This is a genomic window from Micromonospora sp. NPDC047762 (assembly GCF_043204655.1).
GTDB lineage: Bacteria > Actinomycetota > Actinomycetes > Mycobacteriales > Micromonosporaceae > Micromonospora.
Window position 1 is genome coordinate 162,616 of record NZ_JBIDCQ010000010.1, and the last position, 21,075, is coordinate 183,690.

The window sequence follows — 21,075 nt, forward strand, 5'->3', positions numbered from 1 at the left end:
CCATCCTGCCGCAGTCGACAGTGCATCCGGGGTGGCCACGCGGGGTGGACGTCAGACCAGTGCCGCCAGCCGCGCGACCAGGTCCGTCGGTGGCGGCATCGCGGCGATCTCGCTGCTGACCTGCGCGGCAGCGGTCCGCAGGCGCTCGTCGGTGAGCAGCTGGGTCAGTGCCCGCGCGGTGATGTCCCGGGGACGCAGCGCCAGGCCGGCTCCCCGACGGGCCACCAGCTCGGCGTTGTGCCGCCGGTCCCCGGCACCCGTGGTGGCCAGCTGGGGCCGGCCTGCGGCGAAGGCACCGAAGGCACTGCCCGCACCACCGTGGTGCACCAGGGCCGCGCTCGCCGGCAACGCCTCGTCGAGCGGAATCCAGCCGACCACCCGCACGTTGCCGGGCACCGAGCGGGCCGACCGCTTGTCGGGGCGGACCAGCACGATCTCGGCGTCCACCTCGGCGGCGGCGGCCACCACGGCGGGCATCGGCCCCCGGTCTCCGGGGCCGGTGAGGGTGCTGCGGGTGACCAGGATCCGCTGGCGCTCACCCGGCTCGCGCAGCCAGGCCGGCAGTTCCCCGCCGCCGACATAGGACGTGTAGCGCATTGGCCAGCCGCCCTGGGTGGCAACGCTGGGTGGCGCCACGGCGAGGGCGGCGGCCGGCGCGGGCAGTTCGGTGAGGCCGTGGCGGCGCAGCGCCGCGCCGAGCCGGGCGACGGTGGCGCCGACCAGGTCCCGGCCGTCGAAGAGGGCGTTCTCCTGGCGGACGGCCGGCACGTCGAGCCTCGCGGCGGCCACCGCGCCGGCGACCGCGAACGGCTCGTACAGCACCAGATCCGGCTGCCACCGGGTGGCCAGCGCGACCACCGGGTCGACGAGTTGGTCGTTGAGCGCGCCGAACAGCAGGCCGGCGCCCCGGGTGCCGGCGGTGCCGGCCAGCTCCGCCCGCGCGATCAGCGGATGACGGGGAAGGACCCGCAGCGCGATCCGGCCGAAGTCGAAGCCCGGCGCGATGTCGTGCACCGGCAGACCCGCCTCGGCGGCGGCCAGCGCTCCGCCGCCGGTGGCCACCAGCACATCGTGGCCGGCATCGCGGAGGGCGACCGCGAGCGGCACCAGGGGGAAGACGTGACCGACGAGCGGGGCGGAGACCACCAACACGCGCATGGACCCGATCCTATGTCGACCACCGCCACACCAGTGGCCCCTTGCTGCCCGTCGGCGTCACCGACGGGTAACCGACTCACCAGGCGTAGGACTGTGGGGCTTCTCCCGGGCCGGGCCAGATCCGGTCGAGTCGTTCCACCACCTCGTCGTCCAGCCGCACGGACAACGCGTCGAGGTCCGATCGCAGTTCGTCGATCGTCGTCGCGCCGACGATCGTGGTGGAGACGACCGGATTGCGCAGCAGCCAGGCCACGGCCACGGCCGCCGGCTGTGCGCCCAACTCTCGGCACAGCCCCTCGTAGGCAGTGAGCTGGGCGCGGTGCGCCTCGACGCGGTGCCGGGTCGAGGGGTCGGTGGTGCGGCCCTGATCCAGGGCGTCGAGCGCACCGGCGAGCAGGCCGGCTTGCAGAGGGCTGTAGGGAATCAGTCCGACGCCGAGGTGACGCAGGGCGGGGACGAGCTCCTGCTCGACGGCGCGTACGGCAAGGTTGTAGAGGCTCTGCTCGCTGGTCAGGCCGAGAAAGTGGCGTGCCGAGGCGGCGGCCTGGGCGAGCGCCACGTCCCAGCCGGCGAAGTTGCTGCTGCCGACGTAGGTGATCTTGCCCTCGCGGACGAGCTGCTCCATCGCCTGCCAGATCTCCTCCCACGGCGTGGCCCGGTCCACGTGGTGCATCTGGTACAGGTCGATGTGGTCGGTCTCCAGCCGCCGCAGGCTGGCCTCGCACGCACGGCGGATGTGGTAGGCGGACAACCGGCGGTCGTTCGGGCCGAGCCCCATCGGCTGGTACACCTTCGTCGCCAGGACGATGTCATCACGGTGCCCACTGCGCCGCAGCCACCGGCCGACGGTCTCCTCCGCGATGCCGTAGCCCTTCTGCATCCCCGGCGACTGTGGCCCGCCGTAGACGTCGGCGGTGTCAAAGATGTTGATGCCAGCGTCGACGGCGGCGTCCATGACCGCGAAACTGGTCGCCTCGTCCACCGTGTACCCGAAGTTCATGGTGCCGAGGCCGACCCGGCTGACCAGCAGACCTGAGCGGCCCAGGTGTCCGTACCTCATGGTGTCCACCAGCCGAGCGTAGGCGAGGCCGGGCGGTGAAGCCGGTGGGGATGGCCCGGGGGCTAGAAGCCGGCCGGCGGCCTACCCGCCCACAGCTTCCGACCCGGAACGTCGGGCAGCGGTCAGACGGACGGTCGCTGGTCGACGATGCGGCGCATCTTGCCCATCGACCGTTCCACGGTGTCGGGGGCGAGGACGTCGACCGCGACGCTGACGCCGATGGTGCTCTTGACCAGTTGAACCAGCGCGCCGCCGGCCCGCTCGGCGGCGTCCACGTCGACGTCGGCCCGCCGCTCCACCCGCACCGTGAGGGTGTCCAGCCGGCCGCGCCGATCGAGGACGCACTGGAAGTGCGGCGAGAGCTGCGGGGTGCGCAGGATCAGCTCCTCGATCTGGGTGGGAAAGATGTTCACTCCACGCAGGATCATCATGTCGTCGGTGCGGCCGGTGATCTTCTCGATCCGGCGCATCGGACGGGCGGTGCCGGGTAGCAGGCGGGTCAGGTCGCGGGTGCGGTAGCGCACCACCGGCATCGCCTCCTTGGTCAGGGAGGTCAACACCAGCTCACCCCGCTCGCCGTCGGGCAGCACCGCCCCGGTGACCGGGTCGATGATCTCCGGGTAGAAGTGGTCCTCCCAGAGGTGCAGGCCGTCCTTGGTCTCGACGCACTCGGTCGCCACGCCGGGGCCCATCACCTCGGAGAGTCCGTAGATGTCGACGGCGTGGATGTCCAACTGCTGCTCGATCTCGCGGCGCATGTCCTCGGTCCACGGCTCGGCGCCGAAGATGCCCACCCGCAGTGAGGTGGCCCGCGGGTCGATGCCCTGGCGGCGCATCTCGTCGACGATGGCCAGCAGGTAGCTGGGCGTGACCATGATGACCTCGGGCTCGAAGTCGCGGATCAGCATGACCTGACGCTCGGTCATGCCCCCGGAGACCGGGATGACTGTGCAGCCCAGTTCCTCGGCCCCGTAGTGCGCGCCCAGACCGCCGGTGAAGAGCCCGTAGCCGTACGCGACGTGCACCCGGTCGCCGGGGCGGCCGCCGGAGGCGCGGATCGAGCGGGCCATCAGCCGCGCCCAGGTGCGCAGGTCGTCGCGGGTGTAGCCGACGACTGTCGGCCGGCCGGTGGTGCCGGAGGAGGCGTGCAGGCGGGCCACCCGCTCCCGGGGTACGGCGAACATGCCGAACGGGTAGTTCTCCCGCAGCTCCGCCTTGCCCGTGAACGGGAAGCGCGCCAGGTCGTCGAGATCCCGGCAGTCGTCGGGGTGCACCCCGGCCGCGTCGAACGCCCGCCGGTAGTGCGGCACGTTGTCGTACGCGTGCCGCAACGACCAGCGCAGTCGGTCGCGTTGCAGGGCGCGCAGCTCGTCGATGCCGGCGCGCTCGATCGGCTCCAGCTCCTCGGGACGAGGGGTGCGGTCCTGCATCGGCTGCCTCCTTGGCGCGGCGGTCCCGGTGGGGCTGCGGGTACCGTACGCCCGCTGCCGCGCGGGCCTGCGGGTGGTCAGCGGGTGGCTGGCAGCCGGTGCAGGGCGTCGACGAGCGGCGCCAACTCGGGGGTGGCCTCCGCCTGGGCGAGCGCGTCGGTGAGCACCCGGTCGTGGGTGGGTCGCGTCTGGGCGAGCAGCTCGGAGCCGGCCGGGGTCAGCTCGGTGTAGATGCCGCGCCGGTCGTCGGCGCAGAGGATGCGGGTGAGCAGCCCTCGTTGTTCGAGGCGGGTGACCAGCCGGGTGGTGGCGCTGCCGGACAGCGCGGCGGCGCGGGCGAGCTGGCTCATCCGCATGTGCCAGCCGTCCTGGCGGGAGAGCGCGTCGAGCACCGTGTATTCGACGACGGAGAGTTCGTGGTCGGCCTGCAGCGCCCGCTCCAGGGATGTCTCGATCAGCCCGTGCAGGGCGGCGAGGGTGCGCCAGCCCTGGGCGCGGATCTCGACCGCGTCGTCGGCGATGCCCATACCGGCCTCCTCGCTGTGATCTGAACGAACCCCAGACTAGCACGCTTGCGCCGATATAAAGCGCGTGCAAGTATTTCGTTGTTGGCGCGTGTAGTTGCACGCGCCGCCTATCTGCCTCCACTCGATGGGAAGACCATGTCCGTACCCCAGAAGTCCCTGCCGCCCGGCCTGATCGCGCTGGCCATCGGTGCCTTCGGCATCGGTCTCACCGAGTTCGTGATCATGGGGCTGTTGCCCGAGGTGGCCGCCGACTTCGCGGTCACCGAGCCGGTGGCCGGCTGGTTGATCTCCGGCTACGCGCTCAGCGTGGCCGTCGGCGGGGTCGCCCTCACCGCGGCGGTCACCCGCCTGCCGCGCAAACCCGTGCTGCTCGGCCTGATGGTGCTCTTCATCATCGGCAACCTGCTGTCCGCCGTCGCCGGCGACTACGCCGTGATGATGGCCGGCCGGATCGTCGCCGCGCTCTGCCACGGCGCGTTCTTCGGCATCGGCGCCGTGGTCGCCGCCGGTCTGGTCGCACCGGCCCGACGGGCGGGTGCCATCGCCATGATGTTCGCCGGCCTGACCATCGCCAACGTGCTCGGCGTGCCGTTCGGCACCTTCCTCGGGCAGCACTTCGGCTGGCGGTCGACGTTCTGGGCGATCACCGCCATCGGGGTGGTCGCACTGATCGGGCTGGCCCTGCTGATCCCGGTGGGCGACACCACCAACGCCGACCGCCCGGCCGGTGGGCTGCGCGGCGAGTTGCGCGCCTTCACCCACCCGCAGGTCTGGCTCTCCCTGGTGATCACCGTCCTGGGCTTCGGTGGGATGTTCGGCGCGTTCACCTACATCGCCTACACGCTGACCGAGGTCAGCGGCTTCGCCTCCAGCACCGTGCCGTGGCTGCTCGTCCTCTTCGGCGTGGGGCTCTTCGCGGGCAACCTGCTCGGCGGCCGGGCGGCGGACAGGTCCCTGTCGCGCACGCTGGTCACCGTCCTGGCGGTGCTCACCGTGGTGCTCGTCGGCTTCGCGCTGACCGCCACGAATCCGGTGCTGACCATCGTCGCGCTGGTGCTGATGGGCGGGTTCGGCTTCGCCACGGTGCCGCCGCTGCAAATGCGGATCATGCGGTACGCCCACCAGGCGCCGACCCTGGCGTCCGGGGCGAACATCGCCGCGTTCAACCTCGGCAACGCGTTGGGCGCGTGGATCGGCGGGGTGACCATCGCCGCCGGACTCGGCTACACCTCGCCGATCTGGGCCGGCGCCGCACTCACCCTCATCGGTCTGGGCGTACTCCTCGGCGCGCTGCGGCTGGCCCGCCGCGACGAGCCGGCGGGAGCCGAGGCGGAGCTGGCGGGGACCGCCGTCTGACCCTCCTCGATGACGACGCCGGGGCGGGCATCCGCCCGGCCCGGCGTCGCTTCGATCATCGCGCTGCCATTTTCTCGCAATTGCAAAAGATGTGCAACAAGGTCTGGACAACGCGTCGCGGGCGTAACTAGCCTGATCGCTATGAGTCCTTACATTGCGGATCCCTGGGCCTGGCAGGAAAGCTGGGACCGCCAGCAGGAAGCGTTCATGCCGGACCGTGAGCACCGGTTCACCGCCATGCTCGACACCGTCGACGCGGTCCTCGACGACCGACCGCCGCGTGTGCTCGACCTGGCCGGCGGCACCGGCACCATCTCGCTGCGGACCCTCGCTCGCTTCCCCGCCGCCGAGACCACACTGGTCGACCTCGACCCGGCGCTGCTCGCCATCGCCGACGCCTCGCTGGCCGACCGGGCCACCACCGTCACGGCCGACCTCGGCACCCCCGAGTGGCGCTCCACGCTGCCGCACCAGGAGTACGACGCCGTGCTCACCGCCACCGCCCTGCACTGGCTGCCGGCCGACCGGCTCGGGCAGCTCTACGCCGAGCTGCGCGACGTGCTGCGGCCGGGCGGCGTCTTCGTCAACGCCGATCACATGCCCGACGACTCGGTGCCGGAGCTGACCAAGCGGCTGATGGACCGGGCCCGGGACCGGCGCAACGCCCGGTACGCCGCCGGCTCGGTGCTGTCCTGGTCGGACTGGTGGCAGCGGGCCGGCGCAGACCCGTCGCTCGCCCCGCTGGTCGCCCAGCGACACGCCATCTACCCGACCGGGCACAGCCCAGAATGGAATCCACCGGTCTCGTGGCACCTGGCCGCGCTCACCGCGGCCGGATTCAGCGAGGTGGGCACGGTCTGGCGAGGCGGCTCGGACGCCGCCGTCGCGGCGGTGCGCTGACCCGGCCGTCGCCGGCCGTGCGCTGACGCCCTGTCGCCGGGCGGTGCGCTGACGCCCTGTCGCGGCGGTGCGCGGACGCCGCCGTCGCCGGCACTACGCTCAGGAGCCGTGCCAGAGCCGTTCGAGCCGCGTACCGACCCCGACGTCGACCTGCGCGTCCCCGGCGACCGCCGCGAGTTGACCGCGCACCCCGCGACGATTCTCGCCGCCATCGCGGTCGGCGGGGCGCTCGGCGCGCTGGCCCGGGCCGGCCTGCAACACGCCGTTCCGCACCCACCTACCGGCTTCCCGTGGGCCACGTTCACCGTCAACACGGCCGGGTGTCTGCTGATCGGCGTCCTGATGGCGGTGCTCGGGCACCTCGACGGTGGACCCCCGCTGGCTCGCCCGTTCCTCGGAGTCGGGGTGCTCGGCGGGTTCACCACCTTCTCCACCTACGCGGTCGACGTGCAGCAGGCGATCGTCGTGGGCGCACCGGGCACGGCGCTGACGTACCTCGCCGCGACGGTGCTCGGTGCGCTCGTGGCGGTCGCCCTGGGCGACGCCGTCACCGCCGGGCTGCTGCGTCGGGTGACCCGATGACCGTCCTGCTCATCGCACTGGGCGCGGCGGTCGGCGCGCCGCTGCGTTACCTCACCGACCGGGCCGTGCAGTCCCGGCACGGCTCGGCGTTCCCCTGGGGAACGCTGCTCGTCAACGTGGCCGGGTCGCTGCTACTGGGCGTCCTGGTCGGATGGCCGGCCGGCCCGGCGGTGAGCGCGTTGCTCGGCACCGGGTTCTGCGGCGCGCTGACCACCTACTCCACCTTCAGCTACGAGACGCTGCGGCTGACCACTGATGGTCACCGGCTCCTCGCGCTGGCCAACGTGCTTGGCAGCGTGGCCGCCGGGCTCGCCGCGGCCACCACCGGCTACGCCCTGGCCCGCACCCTGACCGGCTGACCGCGCACCGGCCGCGCCGCGCCCGATTCGATCTCCACCAACGCCTGGACCAGGGGCGCTCCACAACACACCGAGGGTATATACGCGAGGTATACCCTCGGTGTAGTCTGCTGGCATGAGCGTGCCACTGACCCTTCTCGGCCTCCTCGAACGCGAGCCCAGCCACGGTTACGACCTGAAGCGCGACTACGACGCCTTCTTCGGCCGGGGCAAGCCACTGCCGTTCGGCCAGGTCTACTCCACCCTCAGCCGACTGGCCCGCGACGGCAAGGTGGTGATCAGCGACGTCGCCCCGGGCTCCGGCCCCGACCGCAAGCGCTACATCATCACCGACGTCGGCGCGACCGAGGTCGAGCAGTGGCTGACCCAACCGGTCGACCCGGAACCGCACCTGCAGACGGTGCTCTTCGCCAAGGTCGTGCTCGCGCTGATGCTCGACCGGCCGGCCGCCGAATACCTCGACACCCAGCGCAGCGCGCACCTGCACCGGATGCGTGAGCTGACCGAGATCAAGCGCGCCGGCAGCCTGGTCGACGCGCTGCTCGCCGACCACGGCCTCTACCACCTGGAGGCGGACCTCCGATGGATCGAGATGACCGGCGCCCGCCTGGACGCCCTACGGAAAGAGGTGCGGCCGTGAGCGTCGTGATCGAAGCGCGCGACGTCGAGTTTTCCTTCGGTCAGACGCCGGCCCTGCGTGGCGCCAGCGTCGCCGTGGAGGCGGGCGAGATCCTCGCCGTCATGGGCCCCAGCGGCTCGGGCAAGTCCACCCTGTTGCACTGCCTGGCCGGCATCCTGGTGCCCGGCTCCGGCGAGATCCTCTTCGACGGGGCCCGGGTGCACGCCATGGCCGAGACCGAACGCAGCAGCCTGCGCCGGGACCGGTTCGGTTTCGTGTTCCAGTTCGGTCAACTCGTCCCCGAGCTGACAGCTGTGGAGAACGTCGCGCTGCCGCTGCTGCTCAGCGGCGTACACCGCAAGCAGGCGCTACCCAGGGCGGAAGCCTGGTTCGCGCGCCTCGGGCTGGGCGGCCTGGAGCAGCGGCGCTCGGGTGAGCTCTCCGGCGGGCAGGCACAACGGGTCGCCCTGGCTCGCGGTCTGGTCGCCGAGCCGCAGGTGCTCTTCGCCGACGAGCCGACCGGCGCGCTCGACTCGCTCACCGGCGAGCAGGTGATGGACCTGCTGGTCGGTGCCGCTCGTGAGCAGGGCACCACTGTCATCCTGGTCACCCACGAGCCGAGGATCGCGGCGTACGCCGACCGCGAGGTCATGGTCCGCGACGGGCGCGTGAACGCGCCGGACCGGATCGCCTCGTGATCCGCTTCGGGCTCCGCCTCGCCGTGGCCGGCGGCCGTGAGGCGCTCACCCGCCTGGCCGTCATCGCCGCCGCCGTCGCGGTCGGCAGCGGGCTGCTGCTGACCACCCTCGCCGGGGTCAACGCGGTCAACTCCCAGCTCACCCGGTACGCGTCGATGTATCCCAGCGCCTCGGCCGGCGACGCCGACCCGCTGTGGTGGTCGAACCGGCAGGACTACTTCCACGGTGAGCAGATCATTCGGATCGACGTCGCCGCGACCGGCTCGACAGCGCCCACCCCGGTCGGTATCCCGAGCACCCCGGGCCCCGGCGAGTACTACGCCTCGCCCGCGTTCCGCGAACTTCTGGCCGCCCACCCGGCCGACCAGTTGGGCGACCGCTACCCGGGGCGCGACCTCGGCACCGTCGGCCCGGCCGCGCTGACCTCGCCGGACACCCTGCTCGTCATCGCCGGCGGCACCCCCGACCAGGTCGCCGAACTGCCCAACGCGCAGCAGATCACCAGCGTCGGCGAGACCCCCGCCCTCCCCGAGACCACTGTGAACCTCATCCTGGGCGTGATCGCCGGCGGGTTGCTGTTCCCGGTGCTGATCTTCATCGGCACCGCGACCCGGCTCAGCGCCGCCCGCCGGGAGCAGCGCTTCGCCGCGATGCGCCTGGTCGGCGCGACACCCCGGCAGATCGCGATCGTCGCCGCCGCGGAGGCGGCCGCCGCCGCCGTCGCCGGCACCGCCGTCGGCTTCGCACTGTTCTACGCCTTCCGCGGCCCGCTCGCGGGCATCCCGTTCACCGGCATGCCGTTCTTCCCCAGCGACATGTCGCTGGGCGTGCTGGACACCCTGCTCGTGGCGCTCGGCGTCCCGGCCGGCGCGGCGCTGGCCGCCCAGGTCTCGCTGCGTCGGGTCCGGATCTCGCCGCTGGGCGTCACCCGTCGGGTCACCCCCCGCGCGCCGCGGGCCTACCGGCTGATCCCGATGGTGCTCGGCGTCGCAGTGCTGGTGTTCGCGCTCGGCTTCCGGCCCGAGACGTCCGACGGTCAGGCGGCGGTGTTCCTGCCCGGGCTGCTGCTCATCATGGCCGGCCTGGTCTTCGCCGGCCCGTGGTTGACGATGGTCGGCGCCCGGGTGATGGCCCGGTACGCCAACCGCCCGGCCACGCTCATCTCCGCGCGACGCCTCGCCGACAATCCGAAGGCCGGCTTCCGGGCGATCAGCGGCATCATGCTCGCGCTCTTCGTCACGAGCGTGTCCGTCGGCGTGATCACCACGATCGTCGCCAACCGCGGCCCGGCACCCACCGGCTCGACCGACGCGGGCACGGTGACCACCGTCTTCGACGAGGAGACAGCGTCGGTGCCCGGCACGCTCGTCGCCGAGCTGCGGGCGATCACCGGGGTGCGCTCCGCGACCGCCATCCGCGAGAACCCGGTGGTGACCGACTCGGGCGAGGTCGGGGTGATCGCCTGCACCGACCTCCCGAGCGAGTACGGTCGGTGCGCCGACGGCGCGGCCGTCATCGAGGTGCCGATGGGCCTCAGCCGCTGGCGGGAGTCGGCGTCGTCCGCGACGGTCTGGCCGGCCGCGTCGCTCACCCTCGACGAACTCCAACGGCTGCCGGTCGGGGCGATGGTCGTCGGCACGGACGGCTCCGCCGCCGCCGTCGAGCGCACCCGTACCGTGCTGGAGGTCGCCTTCCCGACCTTCTGGGTGGGGCCGAACGTGCCCGGTGACTTCGAGTCGGACTTCGCGAACACGCTGCGCGGCTGGGAGCAACTGGCCAACGTCATCATCATCGCCAGCCTCGCGCTCGGTGGGTGCAGCCTCGCGGTCAGCGTCATCGGTGGTCTCACCGAACGCCGACGGCCGTTCAGCCTGCTGCGCCTCAGCGGCGCTCCGGTGCGGATACTGCGTCGGGTGGTGGCGTTGGAGAGCGCCGTGCCGATGCTCGCCGTCGCCGCCGTCGCCATCGGCATGGGCCTCCTCGCCGCCCACCTGTTCCTCCGGGCGCAGATGGGCTACACCCTCGTCGCGCCTCGGCCGGGCTTCTACGTGATCGTCGTGGTCGGGTTGGCAGCCTGCCTCGGCGTCATCGCGTCCACCCTGCCGCTGCTGGAACGCATCACCGGACCGGAGACCGCCCGCAGCGAGTAGTGCTCACCCCGTCGGCCCGGTGGTGGTGAGAGCCACCACCGGGCCGAGGACGAAGACGGCGGGTGGGCCGACGCCCTCCCGGGCGGCGACAGCGCCGATCTCGTCCAGCCGGGCGGGCACCGATCGCTGGTCGGGCAGCCCGGCGTCCTGCACGGCGAGCACCGGGGTCTCCGGGGCCCGGCCGTGCTCGATCAGCACGGCGGCGATCTTGGCGATGGTGTCGACGGCCATCAGCAGCACGACGGTGCCCCGGGCCCGGGCCAGTGCCGCCCAGTCGACGAGCGAGTCGGGGTGCCCGGGCGGCAGATGCCCGGACACGACTGTGACGTCGTGCGCCACCCCCCGGTGAGTGACCGGCACACCGGCGAGGGCCGGTGCGGCGAGCGCGCTGCTCACCCCGGGCACCACAGTCACCGGCACACCGGCCGCCACGCAGGCCTGCACCTCCTCGTGGCCGCGCCCGAAGACGTAGGGGTCACCGCCCTTGAGCCGGACCACCCGCCGGCCGGCGCGGGCGTGCGACACCAGTGCCTCGTTGATCGCCTCCTGGGCCATCGACGGGCCACGGGGCACCTTCGCGGCGTCGACCACCAGCACGTCGGGGCGCAGCCCGGCGAGCAGCCCCTGCGGGGCGAGCCGGTCGACCACGACGACGTCAGCGGCGTCGAGCAGCGCCTTCGCGCGTACCGTGATCAGGTCGTCGGGCCCCGGCCCGCCGCCGACCACGGCGACCGAGCCGTGCCCGTGGTCGTGGTGGTCGTGGTGGTCGTGCCCGTGCTGGTGATGGTGGTGACCGACCGGGTCGTCGGGGTGGTCGTGCGGGCGTTGCGGGCGGCCCACCTTGTCCGCGAAGCCGGGCATCAACACCCGGTACGCGCAGGTGTCGCAGTTCATTCGGATGTCCCCGCCCAGCGCCTCGGCGTACCGCTCCAGGACGAGGTCGGCGAGGGCGTCACAGTCGCCGATCACCTCGGCGACGCGGACGTCCAGGTCGGGGTGGGCGGCGGCGAACTCCGCCGACTGGGCGACGATCCGGTCCGGCAGCACCCCGGCGAACAGGAAGTACGGTGCCACCACGATCCGCCGCGCGCCGAGGCGGCGCAGGCGCTCCAGCACGGCCGGCACCGACGGCTGCGCCAGGGAGATGAACCCTGGCTCCACGCCCGCGTAGCCGCGTCCCTCCCAGAGCAGCCGGGCGACCTTGGCGACCTCGGCGTTGGCGTCCGGGTCGGTGGATCCCCGCCCGATCAACGCCACCCACGTGTCGGCCCGGTCGGCACCAGCCGGCTCCGTGTCGGCCCGGTCGGCGCCGGACAGGGCGGCGTCGATGCGCTGTTCGAGGGCTTCGTGCAGCAGCGGGTGGGGGCCGAGCGGGCGACCGTAGCGGTAGGTCAACCCGGGATGGCGCTGCTGCTCCCGGGCCATCGCGGCGGGGATGTCGCCCTTGCCGTGACCGGCGCCGGTGAGCACCAGCGGGAGCGCCACCAGCGCCCGGTGCTCCCGGGCGACGAGCGCGCCGACCGCGTCGGTCAGCGGTGGACGGGACAGCTCGATGAAGCCACCCTCGACGTCGCCGATGTCACCGCGAGCGCGGACCCGCTCGACGAGAGCGGCGAACTGGTCGACCCCGGCCGCGCTGCGCGTACCGTGCCCGACGATGACCAACCCGGTCATGACTTCTCCTCGACGTAGAGCAGGGCGTTGAGGGCGGCGGCGGCGACCGCCGAGCCACCCTTCTCCCCCACGTTGGACACGGCGGGCAGGCCGCTGGCCCGCAGCGCCGCCTTCGATTCGGCAGCACCCACGAAGCCGACCGGCAGGCCCACCACGAGCGCCGGTGCGGCGTCCACCGTGAGCAGTTCGACAAGTGCGGTGGGTGCGCAGCCGACCACCCAGACCGCTGCGGGCCCGACCCGCTCCAGGGCGATCCGGACGGCCGCCGCCGAGCGGGTGATCCCGGCCGAGCGGCCCAGCGCGGCGGCGGCCGGCTCGGCGACCGGGCAGACCAGTTCCAGGCCGGCCCGGGTGATGCCGGCGGCGACCATCGCCACGTCGGTGACCACGGGCGCCCCGGCGCGCAGCGCCGTCAGCCCCGCTTCCAGGGCGGCCTCGTCGCAGACCAGTTCGTCGACGTACGCGAGGTCGGCGCTGGCGTGCACCACCCGCTCGGTCACCGCGCGGGTCAGCGGCGGCAGGTGCGACAGGTCGACGCGCTCGCGCAGGATGCGGTACGACTCGGCCTCGATGGGGTGCACGACCCGGCTCATCGGGCTCCTTCACAGGGGTCGGGCTCGACGACGCGGATCGCGTCGACCGGGCAGATCTCCAGGCACTCCAGGCAGCCGGTGCACCGGTCGTCGCGGACCGTGAGGCCACCGGCAACCGGTCGGATCGCGTGGGTGGGGCAGGTGAGCAGGCACGCGCCGCAGCCCTGGCAGGCGTCGATCGTCACGAACGCCACCGGTACCCCCGGGGTGTGACCATCCGGCCGGCGACCAGCCGCGTGTCGCTGCTGCCCACGACCACGACGCTGTACATGTCGACGATCGCCGGGTCGAGTGTGGCCACTGTGGCGAGGTGCACCCGTTCGCCGGGGCGGCTGGCGTTGCGCACCACACCCACCGGGGTGTCCGGTGACCGGTGCGCGGCGAGGATGCCGAGCGCCTTGCCGAGTTGCCAGTCGCGGGCCCGGCTGCGCGGGTTGTAGAAGAGCGTCACGAAATCACCCTCGGCGGCGGCGGTGACCCGCCGCTCGATGACGTCCCACGGGGTGTGCAGATCGGACAGGCTCACGTAGGCGTGGTCGTGGCCGAGGGGCGCGCCGAGCAGCGCCCCGGCAGCGAGGGCGGCGGTGACCCCGGGGACGCCCACCACCTCGATCCGCTCGTCGGCGTACTCCAGGGCGGGGCTGGCCATCGCGTACACCCCGGCGTCGCCGGAGCCGATCAGCGCGACCGCCCGGCCGGCGGCGGCCTCGGTGACGGCGGCGCGCGCCCGCACCTCCTCCGCGCCCAGCCCACTGGAGAGCACCCGGGTGCCGGGGCGGAGCACGTCGCGGACCTGCTCCAGGTACTGGTCGAGGCCGACCACCACGGCGGCGCGACGGAGCTCGGCGACCGCGCGGGGCGTGCGCAGGTCGGCGGCGCCCGGCCCGAGGCCGACGACGGCCAGCCGGCCGCGTGGCGCGTGCCGGGCCACCGCGACGGTGGCCATCGCCGTCGCGGTCTTCCCCACCAGCAGCGTCGCGTCGCCGGCCCGGCCGTCCGGGCCGAGCAGGGCCGCGGCCTCCGCCACGCTCGGCGTGCCGACCGCGGCCCGGACCACCTCGCTGGGGTGCGGCACGTCGACAGCCGCCAGCCGCGTCGCCGGCCAGGTCACCAGGGGTACGCCGAGCGCGTCGACGGTGCTGCGGATGCCCGCCTCGTCGGCCTTGATGTCGGCGGTGGCCAGGCAGCGCAGGCTCGCCGGGTCCAGGCCGGCCTCGGCCAGCACCCGGTGCAGCAGCTCCGCCACCTCGGCGGCGGGTACGCCCCGACTCGCGCCCACGCCGGCGACCAGCGACGGCGGCCGCAGCACGGCGGTCCGCTCGTCGGGTGACACGACCCGGTCGGTGACCAGCAGCCGGTACCCGTCGTCCGTCGGGTCCTCGTCAGCCGCGCGCACGTTCGCGGGCAGGGCGGGCAGCGGCCAGTCGGCGTCGGCGATCAGCCGGACCGGCTCGCCGTCCAGGATGGCCCGGGACACCGCGGCGACAGCGCCCTGCACGGGCCAGCCGAGGGTGTCCAGCCCCGGCAGGTCGACCGCGTCGGTGGCGGTGGTGATCACCGGTCGGGCGTCCAGCAGGGCGGCGACCCGCTCGGCGAGGGCGTTGGCCCCGCCGGCGTGCCCACCGAGCAGCGCCACCGCGTGCCGGGCGGCCTCGTCGACGACCACCACCGCCGGGTCGGTGCGCTTGTCGTCGAGCAGCGGCGCGACGATCCGTACCACCGCCCCGGTGGCCAGGAACGCGATGACCGCGTCGCACCCGGCCCAGGCGGTCCGCAGCGCGTCGGCGACGGTCTCCCCCTCGACCAGCCGGGCGTGCGGCCAGGCGGCGGTCAGGGTGTCGGCGTGCCGGCGGCCGGCTGCGGTGGCCGCCACCAGGCCGATCCGGGCGGGCGGGTTCTGTTCGGTCACTGGCGCTCCCCGGTGAGGACGACCACCGGGTTGGTGGCCGCGAGGCGGATCGACCCGCCGGGCAGGTCGGCGAGGCGGGCGGCGGAGAGCTGGCTGCCCTCGACCGTGTAGCCGGCGGCGCGCAGCAGACCCACGGACGGTGCGACCCGGTCCAGTGCGGCCAGGGTGAGCACCACCCGCTCGGGCTGGCGGGCCACCACGGCGGTGAGGACGTCGACACCGCCGCCGCCGACGAAGACCGCGTCGGGCTCGGGGAGGCCGGCCAGCGCCGCCGGGGCACGTCCGCTGATCAGTCGGACGTGCGCGGCGTGCGCCGCGGCGTTGGCCCGGATGGTGGCACCGGCGTCGGCGTCCTGTTCGACGGCGAGCACTGCCGCGCCGAGCAACGCGCACTCGATGCCGACCGAGCCGCTGCCCGCCCCGATGTCCCAGATCAGCCGGCCCAGTCGGGGGCGCAGCCGGGCGACGACGAGGGCGCGCACCTCCGACTTTGTGATCATGGAGTCGCGGTGGGCGTACCGGTCCTCCGGCAGCGCCCAACCACCGGCCGGCGCGGCGGCGGGCTGGTTGTCGGCGCGCATACCGGCCGTACCTCGGTCAGGCGGGGCGTCCGCGGACCAGGCGGGCCCGGCGGGGGGTGACGTGGACCCGGCGGGCGCGGCGTCGGCGGGCGCGGCGTCGGCGGGCGCGGACCTGGCCGGTACCGGGTCGGCGAGGCTGAGCAGGACGTGCGGGTCGGCCCAGGTACCGGCGACGGCCTGCTCGGGGGTCACCGCGCGGATCCGTTCGGCGGCGGTGCCCAGGTGCTCGGCGACCAACAGGCGGCGGGACCAGCCGATCAGGCCGGCGCCCAGCTCGGCCGCGCCGGCGCCGGGCGCGGTGAGCACCGCGACCAGTGGCAGCGCCCGGCAGGCGTTCAACGCCGGGCGCGGATCGCGGCCGTGCGCGGTGACCACGGCGGCGCCGTCCCAGGGCAGCCCGGCGCGGGCGAACGCGGCGGCCACACTGGACACTGCCGGCACCACCCGCAGCGGCAGCCCGGCCGCGCGCAGCCGCCGGACGATGCCGAACAGGCCGGGATCGCCGCTGGCCAGCACCACGGCCGGCACCCCGGCGTCGACGGCCTCGGCGAGGCGGCGCAGGGCGGGGGCGAGCGGCCCGAGGGCGATGGTGTCCGCGCCGGCCGGTACGGGCACCGCGGCCAGGTGCCGGGCGGCCCCGACCACCAGCCCGGCGGTGGCCAGCACCGGTGCGAGCGCGGGGTGCGGGGGTGCGCCCGCCGCGTCCAGGCCGACCACTGACACGGCGGTCACCGGGGCCGGTGGGGTCGCCGAGGCCGTCCGCGTCATCGGGGCCACCGGCCGGACGAGGCCACGACGTGCGCCCCGGCGAAGTCGACCATCGCCACGTCCACGGTGACCGTGGGCCCGGCGAATCGCCGCAACACCGCCTGGACCCGCTGGCAGAGCAGGTCGCCGGCTGGGGCGAGCAGCCCGGCGGCCTCCCACAGCTCGTACGCGTGTCGCCCGGTGTTCGCCTCGGTCACGGCGGCGACGAGCGACGGGTCGCCGCCGGCCTCGGCGGTCACCGCGCCGAGCAGGGAGAGGTCCACCTTCGAGCGGGTGTAGTGGGTCATCAGGATGCCGGCCGCCAGTTTGGCGAGCTTGCCGGCCATGCCGACGAAGACCACGCCGGTCATGGCGTCACCCACTGCGGCGGTCACCGCGGCCCCGGTGAAGTCGCCGACCTCGACGAAACAGACCTCGGGCAGGTCGGGCAGGAGCGTACGGGCGGCCCGCTCGGTACGCCCGCCGGTGCAGAGCACCACTGTCGGCTCGCCCTGGGCGGCCATCACGTGCACGGCCTGCACGACGCTGGCCCGCCACGACGCGGTGGAGAAGGGGCGGACGATCCCGGTGGTGCCGAGGATCGAGATGCCACCGAGGATGCCGAGGCGACGGTTGGTGGTCTTGCGGGCCATGATCTCGCCGCGGGGCACGCTGATCACCACCCGGACTCCGACTTCGCTGAGGTCGACCACCTCGGCCACGGCGTCGCCGATCATCTGGCGGGGGGTGTCGTTGATCGCCGGGCCGCCGACCGCGAGCCCGAGGCCGGGTTTGGTGACAGTGCCGACACCGGCACCGCCGGCCAGCCGCAGGCCGGGCACGTCGGTCCAGTTCACTGTGGCGGTCAGCTCGGCGCCGTGGGTGACGTCCGGGTCGTCCCCGGCGTCCTTGACCACCACCGCCTCGGCCCGGACCGGTGGGGTGCCGGTCACCTCGCAGCGCTCGACCGGGAAACGCACCCGGCGTCCGGCCGGCAGCCCGATCTCCACCTCCTGCTGGCTGCTGCCGGTGACCAGCGCGGTGACCGCGGCCTTCGCCGCCGCCGTAGCGCACGCGCCGGTGGTCCAGCCGGTGCGCAGCGCGGTGGGCCGGACCTTCGCGGTACGCGGCAGGTCCGGCTCGCGCAGCGGCGGCTCGGCGTACGTCATGGGGTTTCTGTTTCTCCGGCGCGGGCGCGGCGCAGCTCGGCGCGGGCGGCCGGCTCGGCCCGGCGGAAGGTGTGGAAGTGCCCGGGGTGGTAGAGGTGCGAACGGGTGCCCTCGGCGGCGAGGGCCGGGCCGACCAGGAAGAGGGTGTGCTTCCACAGCTTGTGCTGCTTGACCGTCGCCTCCAGGGTGCCGACGGTGCAGCGCACCACCAGTTCGTCGGGCCAGGTCGCCTGGTACGCCACCACGGCAGGCGTGTCGTCGGGGTAGCCGCCGGCCAGCAGCTCGGCCTGCACCTGCCCGGAGCGGGCGGCGGAGAGGAACAGCGCCATCGTGGTGCCGTGCCGGGCGAAGTCCCGGACCCGCTCACCGGGCGGCATCGGGGTCTTGCCGCCTTCGAGGCGGGTGAGGATGACCGACTGGGCCACCTCGGGCACTGTCAGCTCCCGCCCGATGATCGCCGCGACGGCGGTGAACGACGACACCCCGGGCACGATCTCGACGGCCAGGCCGAGCGCCCGGCACAGGTCCAGTTGCTCCTGCACCGCGCCCCACAGCGCCGGGTCGCCGGAGTGGATCCGGGCCACTGTCAGCCCCTGCTCGGCGGCGCGCTGGTAGAGCGGCAGCACACCCTCGATGGGGAGCTGCGACGAGTCGACGATCTCCGCGTCGGGGCGGGCGTGGTCGAGCACGCCGGCGTGCACCAGGCTGGCCGCCCAGATCACGATGTCCGCCTCGGAGATCACCCGGGCGGCCCGCAGGGTCAGCAGGTCCGCCGCCCCCGGGCCGGCTCCGACGAACCACACGGTGCCGTCGCTGGTCACAGCTTTCCTCCTCGGTGCTCGCGGCGGGCCGGAACCAGCAGCGTCGACAGGTACGGCAGGTCGTGTTCGGTGTCGTCGACCGGCCCGACGCGTTCGCCGGGGAGCCCCAGGCCGCGTCCGAGCACGGCGTCGGCGAGGCGACCCTGCCGGCGCAGCTCGGCGAGCAGTTCCGGGTGCCGCCGCCAGCCCTTGTAGACCACCACGGTGCCCGGCCCGGCGAGGGCGTCGGCGAAGAGCGCCAGGCCCGCGGTGGCCGGCAGCAGGGTGAGCGGTTCGCGTCCCTCACACAGCGGGGTGCCGCTGCGCGCCGCCAGCTCCTGCATGGCGGTGACGCCGGGCACTGTCGCCACCCGTACCGCCGGGCGCAGCGCGCGGACACTCTGGGCCAGGTAACCGAAGGTGGAGTAGACGTTGGGGTCGCCGATGGTGGCGAACGCCAGCGACCGCGCGCCCGCGTCGATCGCCTCGACCACCACCCGGGCGGCGTCGTCCCAGGCCGCCGCCCTGCGCGGGGTGATCCCACCCCGGTCGTCGAGCGCGAACGGCAGCCGGCGCAGCCGGTCGGTCGCGACGTGCTCCCGCACTGTCGCCTCGGCCCGCCCGGCGTCCGCACCCGGCGGCGTCGCGTTTGCGGTCGCGGTGGGCGTGACCCGGTCCGCCATCACGGGTACGAAGACCAGGTCGGCCTCGCGCAGCAGCCGCACCGCCTTGACGGTGAGCAGTTCCGGGTCGCCCGGGCCGACGCCGACCCCGGTGAGCGTGGCGCTCATCGGGCCGCCTCGACCAGTCGGCGGGCCGCGTCCGGGTGACCGGCCCAGTGGGTGTGCAGGTAGGAGGCGTGCACCCGGCCGGCGACGAAGCCGTGCGGGGTGTCGCTCCACCGCCACGCCGGCGCGTCGCCGTACCCCGGGTCGGTGGTGGTGCGGTGGAACTCGTGGCCGCGTACCGGCTCGCCGGCGCGCGCCACCGGGGAGTCGGTGACGGCGAGGGCCTCCCGGTAGCCGAGGGTGAGCCGGTCGGTCATCCGGGCGGTCAGGTCCAGTCGACCGCACATCGGTACGCCGTCCAGGGACCGCCCGAGGTAGAGCAGCCCGGCGCACTCGGCCACGATCGGCCCGTCGAAGTCGGCCAGCTCGGCGCGGAGCGCGGTGTTGTCGGCGAGCGCCTGCGCGTACGCCTCGGGGAAGCCCCCGCCGATCACCACCGCCCGGGTGCCGGTGGGCAGGGCCGGGTCACGCAGCGGGTCGACGGTGACGACGTCCGCGCCGGCAGCGGTGAGCAGTTCGGCGGTCTCCGCGTACGAGAAGGTGAAGGCCGGGCCACCGGCGAGCGCGACCCGTGGCCGGTCGAGGCCGGCCGGCCCGCCGACGGCGGCGACCGGGTCCCACGCCGGGGTGGTCAGCGGCGGGGCGGTCCGGGCCAGGTCGAGCACGGCGTCGAGGTCAACAGTGGCCTCGACCAGCTCGGCGAGCGCCGTGACGATCGCGACGGATTCGGGTGCCCGCTCGGCGACCGGCACCAACCCGAGGTGCCGGGCCGGCGCGGCCACCTCGGCGGCGCGGGTCACCGCCCCGAGCACCGGTACGCCCACCTCGGCGAGGGCGTCGCGCAGCAGCGTCTCGTGCCGGGGTGAGCCGACCCGGTTGAGGATCACCCCGCCGATCCGTACCGCCGGGTCGAACGCGGCCATGCCGAGGGTGAGCGCGGCGGCCGACCGGCCCTGCGCGGTGGTGTCCAGCACCAGCAGCACGGGTGCCTCGATCAGCCGGGCGACGTGCGCGGTGGAGGCGAAGTCGCGGCGGCCCACCGCGCCGTCGTGCAGGCCCATGACGCCCTCGACCACGGCGATGTCGGCGGGCGTGGGGACGCTCGCGCCGTGTCGCAGCAGGGCGGCGATCCGGTCGGCTCCGACCAGGAACGGGTCGAGGTTGCGCCCTGCCCGCCCGGCGGCGAGAGCGTGGTAGCCGGGGTCGATGTAGTCGGGGCCGACCTTGTGCGGGCTGACCGTCAGGCCTCGCCGGCGCAGCGCGGCGAGCAGTCCGGTGGCCACAGTGGTCTTCCCGTGGCCGCTGGCCGGGGCGGCGACCACCACCCGGGGCAGCGCCCAGTGCGCGCTCACCACTCGATGCCCTTCTGGCCCTTCTGGCCGGCGTCCATCGGGTGCTTGACCTTGGTCAGCTCGGCGACCAGGTCGGCGGCGGCGACCAGGCGCGGGTCGGCGTCCCGGCCGGTGATCACGACGTGTTGGAAGCCGGGCCGGTCGGCCAGGGTGGCGACCACCTCGTCGACGTCCACCCAGCCCCACTTCATCGGGTAGGTGAACTCGTCCAACACGTACAGCCCGTAGCGCTCGGCGGCCAGGTCACGCTGGATCTGCCGCCAGCCCTCCAGGGCGTCGGCGGCGTGGTCGGCGTCGCCGCCGCGCTGGATCCAGGACCAGCCCTCGCCCATCTTGTGCCAGGCCACCGGCGCGCCCTGACCGATGCGCTCGTGCACCTCGCCGAGCGCCCGGAAGGCGTTCTCCTCCCCCACCCGCCACTTGGCGCTCTTGACGAACTGGAACACCCCGACCGGAAGACCGGCCGTCCAGGCCCGCAACGCCAGCCCGAAGGCCGCCGTCGACTTCCCCTTCATCTGCCCGGTGTGGACGATCAGCAGTGGCCGGTGCCGCCGCTGCCGGGTCGTCAACCCGTCCTGCGGCACCGAACTCGGCTGTCCCTGCGGCATCAGACCGTCCCCCGT

Annotated in this window: 21 protein-coding genes; 7 read left to right on the forward strand and 14 right to left on the reverse strand. The window is 74.1% G+C overall.

Translation table 11 applies throughout. The annotated features are described in order from the left end of the window. Positions 1-51 precede the first annotated feature (51 nt). From ACGF3C_RS27685 to ACGF3C_RS27700, 4 genes are all read right to left on the reverse strand, one after another. Positions 52-1,158: a nucleotide disphospho-sugar-binding domain-containing protein gene (locus tag ACGF3C_RS27685; RefSeq protein ID WP_357234176.1), complete on the reverse strand. Its 1,107-nt coding sequence runs from the start codon at positions 1,156-1,158 to the stop codon at positions 52-54. A gap of 76 nt (positions 1,159-1,234) precedes the next feature. Further along, entirely contained in the window at positions 1,235-2,218 is a 984-nt protein-coding gene (locus tag ACGF3C_RS27690) for an aldo/keto reductase (RefSeq protein WP_393226699.1), read from the reverse strand. A 122-nt stretch (positions 2,219-2,340) separates the two neighbouring features. Beyond that, positions 2,341-3,648 (reverse strand): phenylacetate--CoA ligase PaaK, encoded by a 1,308-nt coding sequence (gene paaK / locus ACGF3C_RS27695; RefSeq protein WP_393226524.1) that lies wholly within the window; start codon positions 3,646-3,648, stop codon positions 2,341-2,343. Between the two features lie 77 nt (positions 3,649-3,725). Next, a complete protein-coding gene (locus tag ACGF3C_RS27700; RefSeq protein WP_357232675.1) occupies positions 3,726-4,175 on the reverse strand; it encodes a MarR family transcriptional regulator in 450 nt (149 codons plus the stop codon). 135 nt (positions 4,176-4,310) lie between these two features. Between ACGF3C_RS27700 and ACGF3C_RS27705 the strand changes: the two genes are divergently transcribed. From ACGF3C_RS27705 to ACGF3C_RS27735, 7 genes are all read left to right on the forward strand, one after another. Beyond that, the gene (locus tag ACGF3C_RS27705; protein ID WP_393226526.1) at positions 4,311-5,531 is read left to right on the forward strand and encodes an MFS transporter; all 1,221 of its coding nucleotides are present in this window, start codon (positions 4,311-4,313) and stop codon (positions 5,529-5,531) included. Positions 5,532-5,672: 141 nt separating this feature from the next. Continuing rightward, a complete protein-coding gene (locus tag ACGF3C_RS27710; RefSeq protein ID WP_393226528.1) occupies positions 5,673-6,431 on the forward strand; it encodes a class I SAM-dependent methyltransferase in 759 nt (252 codons plus the stop codon). A 108-nt stretch (positions 6,432-6,539) separates the two neighbouring features. After that, positions 6,540-7,013: a CrcB family protein gene (locus ACGF3C_RS27715; protein WP_357232668.1), complete on the forward strand. Its 474-nt coding sequence runs from the start codon at positions 6,540-6,542 to the stop codon at positions 7,011-7,013. Beyond that, complete coding sequence (gene crcB / locus ACGF3C_RS27720; protein WP_393226530.1) at positions 7,010-7,372, forward strand: fluoride efflux transporter CrcB; 363 nt, start codon at positions 7,010-7,012, stop codon at positions 7,370-7,372. Before ACGF3C_RS27715 ends, crcB begins: the two co-directional genes overlap by 4 nt. Positions 7,373-7,487: 115 nt before the next feature. Then, complete coding sequence (locus ACGF3C_RS27725; protein ID WP_091398392.1) at positions 7,488-8,012, forward strand: PadR family transcriptional regulator; 525 nt, start codon at positions 7,488-7,490, stop codon at positions 8,010-8,012. After that, the gene (locus ACGF3C_RS27730) at positions 8,009-8,689 is read left to right on the forward strand and encodes an ABC transporter ATP-binding protein (protein ID WP_357232664.1); all 681 of its coding nucleotides are present in this window, start codon (positions 8,009-8,011) and stop codon (positions 8,687-8,689) included. Before ACGF3C_RS27725 ends, ACGF3C_RS27730 begins: the two co-directional genes overlap by 4 nt. Further along, on the forward strand, positions 8,686-10,839 hold the full coding sequence (locus ACGF3C_RS27735) for an FtsX-like permease family protein (RefSeq protein WP_393226533.1): 2,154 nt from the start codon (positions 8,686-8,688) through the stop codon (positions 10,837-10,839). The genes ACGF3C_RS27730 and ACGF3C_RS27735 overlap by 4 nt, the downstream gene beginning before the upstream one ends. A 3-nt stretch (positions 10,840-10,842) precedes the next feature. Here ACGF3C_RS27735 and cobA read toward each other — a convergent pair whose 3' ends face one another. The 10 genes from cobA to cobO are packed head-to-tail and all read right to left on the reverse strand — an operon-like array spanning position 10,843 to position 21,060. Then, positions 10,843-12,513 carry a uroporphyrinogen-III C-methyltransferase gene (cobA, locus tag ACGF3C_RS27740; RefSeq protein ID WP_393226535.1) on the reverse strand — a complete coding sequence of 557 codons (1,671 nt, stop codon included), beginning with the start codon at positions 12,511-12,513 and terminating at the stop codon, positions 10,843-10,845. Then, positions 12,510-13,106 (reverse strand): precorrin-8X methylmutase, encoded by a 597-nt coding sequence (locus tag ACGF3C_RS27745; RefSeq protein WP_393226536.1) that lies wholly within the window; start codon positions 13,104-13,106, stop codon positions 12,510-12,512. The genes cobA and ACGF3C_RS27745 overlap by 4 nt, the downstream gene beginning before the upstream one ends. Then, a complete protein-coding gene (locus ACGF3C_RS27750) occupies positions 13,103-13,300 on the reverse strand; it encodes a 4Fe-4S binding protein (protein WP_357235471.1) in 198 nt (65 codons plus the stop codon). Before ACGF3C_RS27750 ends, ACGF3C_RS27745 begins: the two co-directional genes overlap by 4 nt. Continuing rightward, complete coding sequence (gene cobJ, locus ACGF3C_RS27755; RefSeq protein ID WP_393226538.1) at positions 13,288-15,015, reverse strand: precorrin-3B C(17)-methyltransferase; 1,728 nt, start codon at positions 15,013-15,015, stop codon at positions 13,288-13,290. Before cobJ ends, ACGF3C_RS27750 begins: the two co-directional genes overlap by 13 nt. Beyond that, positions 15,012-16,364, reverse strand: a complete 1,353-nt coding sequence (gene cbiE, locus ACGF3C_RS27760; RefSeq protein WP_393226540.1) for a precorrin-6y C5,15-methyltransferase (decarboxylating) subunit CbiE — start codon at positions 16,362-16,364, stop codon at positions 15,012-15,014. The genes cobJ and cbiE overlap by 4 nt, the downstream gene beginning before the upstream one ends. After that, a complete protein-coding gene (locus tag ACGF3C_RS27765; protein ID WP_357229631.1) occupies positions 16,361-17,512 on the reverse strand; it encodes a cobalt-precorrin-5B (C(1))-methyltransferase in 1,152 nt (383 codons plus the stop codon). The genes cbiE and ACGF3C_RS27765 overlap by 4 nt, the downstream gene beginning before the upstream one ends. Then, entirely contained in the window at positions 17,509-18,333 is an 825-nt protein-coding gene (cobM, locus tag ACGF3C_RS27770) for a precorrin-4 C(11)-methyltransferase (protein WP_393226542.1), read from the reverse strand. Before cobM ends, ACGF3C_RS27765 begins: the two co-directional genes overlap by 4 nt. Next, positions 18,330-19,103 carry a precorrin-2 C(20)-methyltransferase gene (gene cobI, locus ACGF3C_RS27775; RefSeq protein ID WP_357229627.1) on the reverse strand — a complete coding sequence of 258 codons (774 nt, stop codon included), beginning with the start codon at positions 19,101-19,103 and terminating at the stop codon, positions 18,330-18,332. Before cobI ends, cobM begins: the two co-directional genes overlap by 4 nt. Then, positions 19,100-20,455, reverse strand: coding sequence for a cobyrinate a,c-diamide synthase (locus tag ACGF3C_RS27780; protein WP_393226544.1), 1,356 nt, complete (start codon positions 20,453-20,455; stop codon positions 19,100-19,102). Before ACGF3C_RS27780 ends, cobI begins: the two co-directional genes overlap by 4 nt. Beyond that, positions 20,449-21,060 (reverse strand): cob(I)yrinic acid a,c-diamide adenosyltransferase, encoded by a 612-nt coding sequence (gene cobO, locus ACGF3C_RS27785; RefSeq protein WP_393226546.1) that lies wholly within the window; start codon positions 21,058-21,060, stop codon positions 20,449-20,451. Before cobO ends, ACGF3C_RS27780 begins: the two co-directional genes overlap by 7 nt. Positions 21,061-21,075 lie beyond the last annotated feature (15 nt).

Excerpts from the sequence above, each read along its gene's own strand:
- ACGF3C_RS27685 (WP_357234176.1), bottom strand. The coding sequence starts at position 1,158 with ATGCGCGTGTTGGTGGTCTCCGCCCCGCTCGTCGGTCACGTCTTCCCC.
- ACGF3C_RS27690 (WP_393226699.1), bottom strand. The coding sequence starts at position 2,218 with ATGAGGTACGGACACCTGGGCCGCTCAGGTCTGCTGGTCAGCCGGGTC.
- paaK (WP_393226524.1), bottom strand. The coding sequence starts at position 3,648 with ATGCAGGACCGCACCCCTCGTCCCGAGGAGCTGGAGCCGATCGAGCGC.
- ACGF3C_RS27700 (WP_357232675.1), bottom strand. The coding sequence starts at position 4,175 with ATGGGCATCGCCGACGACGCGGTCGAGATCCGCGCCCAGGGCTGGCGC.
- ACGF3C_RS27705 (WP_393226526.1), top strand. The coding sequence starts at position 4,311 with ATGTCCGTACCCCAGAAGTCCCTGCCGCCCGGCCTGATCGCGCTGGCC.
- ACGF3C_RS27710 (WP_393226528.1), top strand. The coding sequence starts at position 5,673 with ATGAGTCCTTACATTGCGGATCCCTGGGCCTGGCAGGAAAGCTGGGAC.
- crcB (WP_393226530.1), top strand. The coding sequence starts at position 7,010 with ATGACCGTCCTGCTCATCGCACTGGGCGCGGCGGTCGGCGCGCCGCTG.
- ACGF3C_RS27725 (WP_091398392.1), top strand. The coding sequence starts at position 7,488 with ATGAGCGTGCCACTGACCCTTCTCGGCCTCCTCGAACGCGAGCCCAGC.
- cobA (WP_393226535.1), bottom strand. The coding sequence starts at position 12,513 with ATGACCGGGTTGGTCATCGTCGGGCACGGTACGCGCAGCGCGGCCGGG.
- ACGF3C_RS27745 (WP_393226536.1), bottom strand. The coding sequence starts at position 13,106 with ATGAGCCGGGTCGTGCACCCCATCGAGGCCGAGTCGTACCGCATCCTG.
- cbiE (WP_393226540.1), bottom strand. The coding sequence starts at position 16,364 with ATGACGCGGACGGCCTCGGCGACCCCACCGGCCCCGGTGACCGCCGTG.
- ACGF3C_RS27765 (WP_357229631.1), bottom strand. The coding sequence starts at position 17,512 with ATGACGTACGCCGAGCCGCCGCTGCGCGAGCCGGACCTGCCGCGTACC.
- cobI (WP_357229627.1), bottom strand. The coding sequence starts at position 19,103 with ATGAGCGCCACGCTCACCGGGGTCGGCGTCGGCCCGGGCGACCCGGAA.
- cobO (WP_393226546.1), bottom strand. The coding sequence starts at position 21,060 with ATGCCGCAGGGACAGCCGAGTTCGGTGCCGCAGGACGGGTTGACGACC.